Annotated in this window: 7 protein-coding genes and 2 pseudogenes; 3 read left to right on the plus strand and 6 right to left on the minus strand. The window is 67.6% G+C overall.

Annotated elements, in window-relative coordinates:
- Positions 1-1,211 (plus strand): DJ-1/PfpI family protein (locus ABT245_RS44980; RefSeq protein WP_351746727.1); only part of this gene is annotated, 1,211 nt, incomplete at its 5' end.
- An 864-nt stretch (positions 1,212-2,075) separates the two neighbouring features.
- On the opposite strand, the gene ABT245_RS44990 is transcribed toward ABT245_RS44980, so the two are convergent.
- From ABT245_RS44990 to ABT245_RS45000, 3 genes are all read right to left on the minus strand, one after another.
- The gene (locus ABT245_RS44990; RefSeq protein ID WP_351746729.1) at positions 2,076-2,870 is read right to left on the minus strand and encodes a carbon-nitrogen hydrolase family protein; all 795 of its coding nucleotides are present in this window, start codon (positions 2,868-2,870) and stop codon (positions 2,076-2,078) included.
- A 109-nt stretch (positions 2,871-2,979) separates the two neighbouring features.
- Positions 2,980-5,493: a beta-glucosidase family protein gene (locus tag ABT245_RS44995; RefSeq protein ID WP_351746731.1), complete on the minus strand. Its 2,514-nt coding sequence runs from the start codon at positions 5,491-5,493 to the stop codon at positions 2,980-2,982.
- Complete coding sequence (locus ABT245_RS45000) at positions 5,490-6,533, minus strand: MFS transporter (protein WP_502982325.1); 1,044 nt, start codon at positions 6,531-6,533, stop codon at positions 5,490-5,492. The genes ABT245_RS44995 and ABT245_RS45000 overlap by 4 nt, the downstream gene beginning before the upstream one ends.
- Between ABT245_RS45000 and ABT245_RS45005 the strand changes: the two are divergent.
- Positions 6,474-6,755: pseudogene (locus ABT245_RS45005) on the plus strand (PP2C family protein-serine/threonine phosphatase); the annotation flags it as partial. The gene ABT245_RS45000 and the pseudogene ABT245_RS45005 overlap by 60 nt on opposite strands.
- Positions 6,756-7,045: 290 nt before the next feature.
- Here ABT245_RS45005 and ABT245_RS45010 read toward each other — a convergent pair.
- Both ABT245_RS45010 and ABT245_RS45015 read right to left on the minus strand, forming a co-directional pair.
- Positions 7,046-7,434, minus strand: a pseudogene (locus ABT245_RS45010) (acyl-CoA carboxylase biotin carboxyl carrier protein subunit); the annotation flags it as partial.
- Between the two features lie 49 nt (positions 7,435-7,483).
- On the minus strand, positions 7,484-8,800 hold the full coding sequence (locus ABT245_RS45015) for an MFS transporter (protein WP_351746733.1): 1,317 nt from the start codon (positions 8,798-8,800) through the stop codon (positions 7,484-7,486).
- Positions 8,801-8,886: 86 nt separating this feature from the next.
- Between ABT245_RS45015 and ABT245_RS45020 the strand changes: the two genes are divergently transcribed.
- The gene (locus ABT245_RS45020; RefSeq protein ID WP_351746735.1) at positions 8,887-9,033 is read left to right on the plus strand and encodes a hypothetical protein; all 147 of its coding nucleotides are present in this window, start codon (positions 8,887-8,889) and stop codon (positions 9,031-9,033) included.
- A 281-nt stretch (positions 9,034-9,314) separates the two neighbouring features.
- On the opposite strand, the gene ABT245_RS45025 is transcribed toward ABT245_RS45020, so the two are convergent.
- Positions 9,315-10,583, minus strand: coding sequence for a glycosyltransferase family 39 protein (locus ABT245_RS45025; RefSeq protein ID WP_351746741.1), 1,269 nt, complete (start codon positions 10,581-10,583; stop codon positions 9,315-9,317).
- Positions 10,584-10,666: the final 83 nt, after the last annotated feature.

Below are 10,666 nucleotides of genomic sequence, written 5' to 3' on the forward strand. Positions count from 1 at the left end.
AGGGCTCCGCGGCCACGGATGTCATGGCGCCCTATCAGGTGTTCGCCGAGTCGGGGAAGTTCTTCGTCTACACCGTTGCCGCCGAGCGCCGTGTGTCCCCGTTGTCCGGCGGAGCACACCTGCTGCCCGACCGCACACTGGCCGAGTGGGAGGACGGCACGGTGCCGGAACCCGATGTCGTGGTTGTGCCCGCGGTGACCGGACCCGCCGGGGCGGGCGAGGCACGGTTGCGCCGGTGGATCGTCGAACGCCACCGCAAGGGGGCCCGGGTCCTGGGGGTCTGCGCGGGCGCGGAACTCCTGGCGGCCTCCGGCCTGCTCGACGGCCGGGACGCGACGTCATTCTGGTCCAACATCGGCTCCCTGGAACGCGGTTACCCGCGCGTGCACTGGAAGCGCGGCCGGCGGTATGTCGAGGACGGGCGGGTGACCACGACCGCAGGCGTCACCTCCGGCACCGTCGGTGCCCTGCGGCTCGTGGAGGAACTGGCGGGCAGGAGCGAGGCGGCCCGCATCGGGAAGAGCCTGTCGTACCCGGGATGGACCCTCGATGGACCGACCGCGATACCGGTCAACCGTCTCGCCGTCGGGGACCTGCCGTACGCTCTCAACGCCGCGTTCCCATGGCTGCGTCCCACCACGGGCATCGGTCTGATCGACGGAGTCGGCGAGATCGACGCCGCCGCGGCCTTCGAAGCCTACGGCGGGGTCTCCTTCGCCACCAGGACCGTCGTGATCGGTTCGCACGGCACTGTCACCACCCGCCACGGCCTGGTCCTCGTCACCCGCCAGGCGAAGGGCGGCTCCCATGGGCTGGACCGCTTCGTGGTGCCCGGTGTCACCGACGCCTCGGCTGTCGGCGCGCCTTTGCGCACCTGGGCGCAGCGCAACCGGCTCACCGTCGAACTGCCCGACGGTGGGCGGCGCAAGGGCGAATTCGGCTTCGACCCCATCCTGCGCGACCTCGCCGAGCACAGCGACCGCCGTACGGCCCTGGTCACCGCGAAGTTCTCCGAGTATTCCCCGGCTCATCTGAAGCTGACGGGCGCGGTCTGGCCTTGGCGGTCCACCCTGCTGGCCGCGGGAGCGGTCCTGCTGAGCATCGGCGTGGGGCTTTCTCCCACCGCGGTCAGGCGAACAGTGCGGCGCCGGCGTTCGCAGGCAGAGAGCCCAACACCGTTGCGCCTGATGGAGACGTCGCAGGCAAGCTGACCGCCGGACTGACCAGGCTGCCGCACCCGGCCGTCTCCTCGCTGTCGCGGGCCCGGCGGCGGACGGGGTTGCTCCGCTGCGGCGCCTGTTCGAGGTACTGGCCGGGCCCGTTGCTGTTGAGCGCGCTGCGGCCCCTCGGTCGTCCGCTGCCACCGGGGATATCAGGCCGACGAACACAGCCACCACGATGGACAGGACCAAGGCCACACGGCCGGTCGACCTTCGCGTGTTCACGCTCACCTCCGAATCGGGGAGGTGATCCTCTCGGGCTCGGACGAGTGCGCAGTGAAGGGTTCATTAACTCTGGTATTCAGGGGAGTTGGGTGATCTGACGCCCCGGCAGCAGAAGGCGCAGTCGACCTGCACGGGCCCGGTTCGTTCGGAACCGGCTGGAGGGTCTGACCGACGAGCCGCGTCCGGCGGGCCCAAGAAGATCACCGGCGACCAGGTCGGGGGAGTGGTCGTCAAGACGCTGGAGGCCACACCGAAAGCCGCCGCGCACTGGTCGACGCGGTCCCTGGCCGAGGAGTTGGGGGGGACGCCGCCGAGGGCGGGGCCCAAGGTGGTGTCGTGGGTGACAGCCAGCGAGCAATGGCCGGTGCCGGTGTCATGGCCGACAAGGACGTGCTCGAAGCCGTCGGACCACAGCCGGTCCAAGAGCGTGAAGGCCATGAGGGCATCCCTCCAGCGCCCACCGACACCAGCACCCCCCGACAGTCTTGTAAGACCTCACGCTCCGTCAGCAGTTAAGAGCACATCTCATGTGGCGAGTTCGGGAGTCCGCGGTCGTGGGCCTTGTGGAGCGTCAGGTGTCGGATGAACACGAGCCGGACTCTCGCGGAGAGCTTGAAATGAGATGACTTCTCAGGCCGCGACCTCGATGGTGTGCAGCACCTCAGCGTCGATCCCGTACGGAAGCTTCGCAATGATCTCGCCCGAGTGATCGACCGCGAGCGAACTGCCGATGCAACGGTGCCCGTCCCACTCGCCGCCGACGACCGGACCCACATTGCTCACTCCCACCACCGCCATGTTGTACTGCCTGGCGATACGCGGATAGGAGCTTTCCCACGGCTCACCGTACGGAGTTGCCACGTTGTCGTGGTCCGGCGGAACCGCCCACGCGCAGGGCGAGAGGAGGATCCGGGCGCCCATAAGGCCGAGCGCACCGGCGAGGACGGGCTGATCCGCGTCGGCGTTGTCGGCACAGACGGTCATGCCGATCCGCGTTCCGAGCATGTCGAACGCCTGCACAGAGGACCCGGTTTGGTAGACCTGCCGAGCGAAGGAGAGTTCGGCGATCTTCTGGTGTTTCGCCAGTAGCGTTCCTGATGCGTCCATAGCGATCGCCGAGTTGAAGACCCGGTCGTGGTCGCGTTCGGTGACACCGGCGATCACCGCGATGCCGTTGTCACGGGCGAAGGAGGCGAACGCGGCGGAAGTGGCACCAGGAATCGGAGCGGAACGAGTCAGCGCGCTCGCGTGGGTCCAGCCGAGATCACAGCATTCGGGAAGTACGATGACGTCGCAACCGGCCTCGGCTGCCTTGCCCACCATTGTCTCTGCACGCTGAAGGTTTCCTTCCAGATCACCCGGCTCCACATACATCTGTCCCATTCCGACCCGGATCAGCCGTGAATCTTGCATCGCGTCGTCCATCCCTCTGTTGATCCTCACTTCAGTGCTTGCTGGTTCCCCGCCTCGGCGGAGCGGTCGTGGACCGCCTCGTCCGGTGACCCGGGAGCCGGACGAATCCGGCTCCCGCAGCTCAGTCCCGCAGAAGACCAGTGTCGAGGCCGAGGAGCGCAGAGCCCGACGACGTCTGGACCGCGACCTGGAACTCGCCGGCCTCCACCGCCCAGCGACGGCCGGCGGCATCCCAGTGCTCAAAGGCCCGCCGCGGCAACGCCACCCGTACCTCGACCTGTTGGTCCGGTTCGGCCTCGGCTGAGCCGAACCCGGCGAGCCAGCGCGGCACCCGCTCGATCGCGCTGTCCGGGCGGCTCAGAAAGACCTGAACGACCTCCCGGCCCCGGCGGGTGCCGGTGTTGTGCAGTCGCACCGTCACGATCACCGCGCCATCGTCGCCGTCCCCCGGCGACAGCTCCACGGAGTGACACTCCCAAGTGGTGTAACCCAGGCCATGCCCGAAGCGGTAGAGCGGCTCTTCCCCATCGCGTTCGTATCGGCGATAACCGATGAACAGACCCTCGTTGTAGTCGAGCTTTCCGCCGACGGGCGTCGTGCCGGGCAAGCCCCGCTCGGCTTGGGGCCAGGTGACGGGGAGACGACCGCCGGGCTCGCTGATCCCGAGCAGAACGTCAGCGAGCGCGTTGCCGAACTCCTGTCCCGGGAACCAGGTCAACAACACAGCGGGCACCTCGTCGGCCCATGGCAGAAGCACCGGTGCGCCGGCGTTGACGGCCACGACCGTCCGTGGGTTGGCAGCGCGAACGCGGCGCACAAGCTCATCCTGCCGTACCGGCAACGAAAGGGACGCACGGTCGAAGCCTTCGCTCTCCACCTCGTCGGTGGTGCCGACCACCACCACAGCCACATCTGCTTCGCCGGCCAGCGCGACAGCCTCCGCCAGCTCCGCGTCGTCGTCGCCGTCGGCGCCGACGAGCAGCTGGAACGACAGGATCGCGGCGTCCGTGAAACCCTCACCGGCGAATGACGGCGGCTCGTAGCGCAGCATGATGCCGACCTGTTCGCCCGCGTCGAGCGGCACGGGCACGGTCTCCTGCGGCGGGCGCATCATCCGCTCGACAGGGTCGGCATCGGCCGTCAGCCCCAGGTGTGTGTCGATACGTACGGAGCCGCCGACGGTCATCGTGATCCTGCCCACGCCGGCCGCACCGATCAGGTAGGTGCCGGCGCTGTCGGCGCGCACTCGGGTGCGCAGCTCGAACGCGGCGACCTGTTCGATCGGGATGGTGGCACCGGCAGTGCCGCCCAGCCAGGTGAATGTCGCGCTCTCGCGCGTCTCGCTCCCCAGCAGTGTGCCTTCCGTATCGAAGAAACACAGCTCGACCCCCGTCCCGTGGCCATTCGGTCCGTACAGCATTTCGGGCCGGGCCGCGGGCACCCGGCGCGAGCTGCGACCACCGCGCGCATGGTCGACACATACATCGGGGCCGAGCGCCGCACGCAGACCGTCGAGCGGCGAGACCGTGAAGGGCGGAAAGACGGTGGCGCTGCCGCCGCCGAGCGTGCGTGCCACCGCCGCGTTGGGCCCGACAACCGCGACGCGACGCAGCCGGCCCGGCGACAGCGGCAGCAGGCGCGCCTCGCCGGCTTCCGCGGGTTCGTTGCGCGCGAGGACGAAGCCGGCGGCGGCCGTCTCGCGTAGCTCCGCTCTGCTCTGCTCAGTGGTCCACGAGGGCGTCGCGGGCCGGGCACCGTCGAGCGCACCCACGCGGCCGGCCAGCCGCAGCAGGCGGAGAACCTTGTCGTCCACAGCATGCTCGGGAAGATGTCCCGCAGCCACGGCCGCCACCAGGGCGTCACCCCAGGGGCCGGACGGGCCGGGCATCACCAGGTCGAGCAGGCCGTCGGAGGCCGCGGCCAGTGACCGGCCTGCGTACCAGTCGGAGACTACGAGCCCGTCGAACCCCCATTCGTCCTTGAGTACCTCACGCAGTAGAGGATGCTCTGTCATGGTGGTTCCGTTGACCGCGTTGTAGGCGGCCATCACCACCCAGGCCCGCGCTTCACGGACGATCGCTTCGAACGGCGCCAGATACAGCTCCCGCAGTACCCGTTCGGCCACCTGGACATCCACCGTGAACCGCTCGGTCTCGGAGTCGTTGGCCACGAAATGTTTGACGGTGGCCCCGACACCCGCGGACTGCAGGCCGCGGACATAAGCGGCGCCGATCCGCCCAGTGAGTACCGGGTCCTCGCTGAAGCACTCGAAATGCCGCCCACCGTAAGGAGTGCGGTGCAGGTTGATCGTCGGGGCGAGCAGCACATCCACCCCCTTGCGCCGGGCTTCTGCGGCCAGCAACCCGCCCAGCCGCTCGATGCGGCTCTCGTCCCACGTCGCCGCCAGCGCGGTCGGTGACGGCACGTTGGCCGACGGGTTTCGCTCGTCCCAGGCCTCGCCACGCACACCGGCAGGACCGTCGGAGAACACCAGCCGTCGCAGCCCCGCCAAGGGCTCCGCGGCAACCGACCAGAAGTCCTCACCGGTGAGCAACCGGACCTTTTGCCGGAGGCTCAGCGCTTCGACGCGCTTGCGCAACTGATTCTCGGACAGGTCCTGCGGTTGGTCGGTCATCGCACCTTCCTGACTCGGAGAATGATCAGTGCGGCCAGCGCGGCGGTGACTCCGGCCGTGGCGAAGAGGACGGCGTACGACCCGCTGCCGATCGCGAGAATGGCCGGGGCGACCGCCGGGGCGAGGGACTGCGGCAGGGTGCTGGCGATGTTGAACACGCCCATGTCCTTGGACGCCGCGTTTCCCGGATCGGGCAGTACGTCGGCCACCAGCGCGAGGTCGACCGCGAAGTAGGCGCCGAAGCCGAGTCCCGCGATCATCATCGCGACCAGGAAGACACTGAGCTGCCCGGCAGCCGCCGCGACGAAGAGCCCGGCCCCGTAGATGATCGCAGCGAGCAGCACGAAGATCTTGCGGCGTCCGGTGGCATCGGACAGCTTGCCGCTGACCAGGCTCGCCACCACGGTCGTGGCCGAAAGCACGAGGGTGGTGAGGAAGATCTGATGGGGCACCTCCTCTTCGGAGCTGCCGAGCTTGTTCAGCAGGTAGAACGACTGGTAGGTGGTGAGGAACGAGTAGGCGAGAATGAACAGGAACCGGCTGGCCCAAGCCCACCCGAAGTCGGGGTTGCGCCGCGGGTCGACGTAGAACGTGCCGGCCAGCTCGCGTAGTGACCAGGCGGGCCGGTGCGTGGGGTCGAGCCGTCGGTCGCGGAACACGACCGCGAAGCCCAACACGATCACCGCCCCCACCACGGCCGGGAGCAACAACATCAGCGTCATGTTCGGCGATGCCAGTTGCACCAGGTAGGTGGCGCCGACCAGCCCGACCGGCAGACAGACCCCGAGGATCCCGGACACCACTCCCCGCTGGCGCTCGGGAACCTGGTCGGGCAGCACCGCGACCAGGGCCGATCCCACAGCGGTCACCCCAACGCGGTGCCCCTGTGTCCGGTGGACGAGGCGATCACATTCAAGGCGGCAACACCGCAGGCGCGAGCGTCGGAGACAGGGCGAGCGCAGCTTGGGCTCTTCGCGTAGGAACTGGCGGCAAGGGCGGCTGTCTGTATCGACAATGCGCGGCGCTTTACGCGGGAGCATGCGATGGCGCGACCTTGCAGCGCAGCCGTGCTGCCACGGGGGCTGCCCAAACAGAACGCTCTGGAAGTGGCGTGGCGGTACCTGCCCGCGCAGGCAGGGGTCGGCGGTGACTGGTTCGACGCCATCCCCCTGCCCGGAGCGCGTGTGGCGCTGGTGGTAGGTGACGTGGTCGGCCACGGCCTGCGTGCGGCAGCGACCATGGAACGGCCGCGCACCGCCGTTTGCGCGGACCGCGTCCGCTGCGGCGTCCTTGGCGTCGGTCTTCGCCTCGCCCGGATACAGATCGGCCCGCCGCATCACCGGGCCGGGCAAGTTGGCGACCTGGGCATCGCTGGTCCGATTCAACGGGCGGCTCGGCGGTGGGGACGCCGTCACCATAGATGGGGCCGGTGTCGGCGGTATCGATCACTGAGCGGGACATGGTGAATCTCCCTGGTCACTACCGGAGTCAGCGGAACAGTTCCGTGACGTGAAAGGAGGGCGCTCTTGAGGCGGAAGCTGAGTCACGAAGGTCACTGGTTCAGTGTCAGCACGGCGCCGGAGGTGAGGGAGGCGCCGATCTCGGCGGACAGGCCCTTGATGGTGCCGGACTTGTGCGTGTTGAGGGGCTGTTCCATCTTCATGGCCTCCAGAACGACGACCAGGTCGCCCTCCTTGACCTCCTGGCCCTCCTCGACGGCGACCTTGACGATGGTGCCCTGCGTGGGCGAGGCGACGGGGCCCGACTTCTTGGCGACGCGCCGCTTGGGGCGGGCGCCGGCGGTGAGGCCGGCACGGGCCAGGGACAGGGCGAGGGGGGAGGGGAGTGAGACCCCAGGCGCTTGCCGGCGACCTCGACGACGGTCTGACGGTCCGGCTCCGCGTCCGTCTCAGGGTCGGCGGTGCGGGGAGCAGCCACGGGTGGAGACGACGACCACGTTGCCGTGGGTGTCAGCCAGGCACGAGGGCGGTCAACCGAGTTCGGCTTCGCGTGTCTCTTTGAGGAAGATCGCGAGGATGACGATGGAGACTGTGGCGATCGAAGTGGTGTAGAGCGCGGGCGCGATCTTAAGGTCGGTGATGTCGATCAGCCAGGTGGCTACGAACGGTGCGCTGCCTCCGAAGATGGCGTAGGCGAAGTTGTAGCTGACTGCGTTACAGGTGTATCTCACAGGTGTGGGAAACAGCTCACCGGCCAGGATGAAGACCGTTGTCGAGACCGGACCCATACAGATTGCGAAAGTGATCTGACCGAGAACTGCGAGCGCTGCGTGGCCGGCGGTGACGAGAAGGAAGCTCGGTATCCCCAGACAGATGAGGCCCACCAGGCCAGTGAGGATAACCGGTCGACGGCCGAAGCGGTCTGCCGCGAATCCTCCCAGGATGATGGATGCGGCGAAGAATACGGTCGCCGCGCCGTTCACGAGCAGCGCTGTCTCTCTGGCGTACCCCAATGTTGTGGTGGTGTAGGTGACCATGTAAGCGCTGAGGATGTAGTAGGACGACGCGGTCACCGCGGCAGCGCAGAACAGCAGGAGCATCTTGCGCCATTGCGTTCGGATGCCGGTCATCAGCGGATTTCCCGGCTCTGCGCCATTTTCTTTCATTTCGGTGAAGGCGGCGCTCTCCTTGAGCCGCAGCCTCAGATATAGCCCGATGATGCCCAGGGGGGCGGCCAAGAGGAAGGGGATGCGCCACCCCCATGAGTTGAAGGCGGCGTCGGACAGGGCTGCGGAGATTCCGAAGACCACGCCGATAGATACGATGAAGGGGATGGCGACCGAAGAATTGAGAATTCCGATCACCGTGCCACGTTTGCGTGGTTCTGTGGTTTCGATGAGGTAGGAGGTGGCGCCGGAGAACTCTCCTCCAACGGAAATGCTCTGGACTACTCGGCAGACTAGGAGCAGCAGGGGAGCCAGCACGCCTGCCGTTTCCCAGGTGGGCAGGACACCGATCGCGACCGTCGACGCTGCCATCAACAGAATCGCCGCGGCGAGTGTCCGGGTACGGCCGATCCGGTCGCCGAGGAAGCCGAAGAGGATTCCGCCGAGCGGTCGAGCGAGGAACCCCAGAGCGAAGATCGCGAAGGTGTTCAGTGTCGCTGCGGTGGGGTTTCCATGCGGGAAGAACGAGGTGGCGATACTGGGCGCCACCAAGGCATAGATGCCAATATCGTAATATTCCGTGAATGTGCCGATGCATGCGCCGACAATATTTCGTCGGGCGTTCGCAGGTGCGGGCACATGCGGATTGGCATATGTTGCTGGCTGGCTCACAGCGTTCATATCCTGCTCGTTTCAGTCGGCGAGTGGGTCGGCCTGTCGGGCGCCGGTCACATCGATGGGCTGCCGAGTAGCGGGACTGCAGTGCCTTGGAACCACCGAAGGACTGTTCGCTTCTGTGCCGCACCACGGTCGGCGTCACCGACCTGGCCCTGGACGCAGCAGTGGAAATCGACGTGATCGCCGTGATCCCCGAGCGCACCAGCATGGCTGGCACTTGCCACATCGCTACCTGACTTTAGCTCTGCCCCCGGCAACCGGCGCCCACCCGATGGTGTCGGTCAGCCTGAGTCCGGGAAGGTGCCGAGCCGACTGATCGTGTCGGTGATCTCTTCCGTCCATGGCCAGTGGCGGCCGAATCGCAGGCGCCGCCCGCGTATGATCGCGACGAGTCGGGCAGCGGCGAAGAACAGCCGCAGCCTCCCGCGGCAGCAGCGACCGGCAAGTCAGGGTCCGTGGCTTCCGGGTCGAGACAGCGTGACGGCGGTGGTGCCGACCAGGTCGGCATCAGTCGCGGTCACCTCATCACCCCACCGCTCGCTCCCGGGCTGTTGGATCGAGGACCGGCCTTCGGAGACGGGTCGTGGTCTCGGACATAGACGGTGACTCGCGCCCCGTTGACATGGGTTGTTCCGTACTCGCGGAAGTGGCGCCGCAGGGTGCTTGTTTTCGCTTCCTCCTGCGGGTTGGTCAGCGAGGGCGCCGCGCGGACCGCGACGATCCGGTCGAATTCCAGCATGCGTGCCGCTATTTCCTGGGCGGGAAGCTCGACACCTGCGAGTGTGTTCGACGAAACGGGGTCCTGTGCCAGGGCCAGATCTATGAGAAAGCGGGTGTCCTCGGGGTTGGCCGCAGTCAAGATCCGTTGCCGGCCGGAGAGATAGAGCAGCCCGTCGCCGGGACGGCCTTCCTTGCGTACGGTGGCGCCGATGGCGGTGGCGTCATTGCTCCGGCTCTGGGGCGTCCTCAGCGACAGGCTCGGCGGGACGAGCGCGGCCAGTACGCCAACTACCGCAACCGCCGCGATCCACGCGGTGCGGGGAGACCGCTGCCGCCGGTGGAAGTAGTCCATCCAGGCGCCCAGCAGCAAGGCGATTCCGATGTTGCTGTAGACCACATAACGGTCGACGAAGAGGGGCTTGACCAGTGAGGCGATCAGCAGCAGAAGGCCCGGAAGCACAAGAATCGGCACAGCCAGCGCGGAAAGCCGCACGGGCCCCCTCCCCCCCAGGGGCGCTCGGGCACACGCCACGCCCACGACCGCCACAATCAGGAAATAATGAAGCCGCACCGGTCCGCCGATCCAGGATATTTGCTCCGACTGTCCCGCACTGCAGATCGCCAGTGGCAACAGCCCGGCCACCACGCCCGCGGCAGCCACGCTCCACGCCTTCAGTACCGGTCGTGGAACACGGGAGACGACCAGTGTGACGCCGTGTGCGACCAGGGCGAGGACCGCGAACTCATGGAGCAGACAGGCCAGCAGCATGGCGGAGCCATAGACCGCCCACCGCCACCGGGCGCGATGCGCGACGCTGACCACGAGCGCGTAGGTGGCCCAGGTGACCAGGGCACAGACCATGGCATACGAGCGGCCTTCCTGCGTGTACTTCTGTACCTGGGGAAGGAGCGGAAACACCAGCCCGGCCAGCAGTCCGACACGGGGGCCCGCCAGGCGTAGCGCCAGAAGCCCGACTCCGCTCGCCGCCACGGACATCGCCAGCACAGACGGCAGCCGCAACGTCAGCAGCCCTCCGCCGAAGAGATCGAAGATCTGATCCTCGATCCACCGCGTGAATTCTGATCAAGGGTGTCGGGCGGGTTCCGGGTGTTTCTGCGGGGTGCGGGCAGCGGCGATCGCCGGGTGTC

Source organism: Streptomyces sp. NPDC001508 (assembly GCF_040298665.1).
In the GTDB taxonomy this organism is placed as follows: domain Bacteria; phylum Actinomycetota; class Actinomycetes; order Streptomycetales; family Streptomycetaceae; genus Streptomyces.

Bases quoted from the DNA above. Each gene is read 5' to 3' on its own strand.
- ABT245_RS44990 (WP_351746729.1), bottom strand. From the start codon at position 2,870: ATGGACGACGCGATGCAAGATTCACGGCTGATCCGGGTCGGAATGGGA.
- ABT245_RS44995 (WP_351746731.1), bottom strand. From the start codon at position 5,493: ATGACCGACCAACCGCAGGACCTGTCCGAGAATCAGTTGCGCAAGCGC.
- ABT245_RS45000 (WP_502982325.1), bottom strand. From the start codon at position 6,533: ATGCTCCCGCGTAAAGCGCCGCGCATTGTCGATACAGACAGCCGCCCT.
- ABT245_RS45015 (WP_351746733.1), bottom strand. From the start codon at position 8,800: ATGAACGCTGTGAGCCAGCCAGCAACATATGCCAATCCGCATGTGCCC.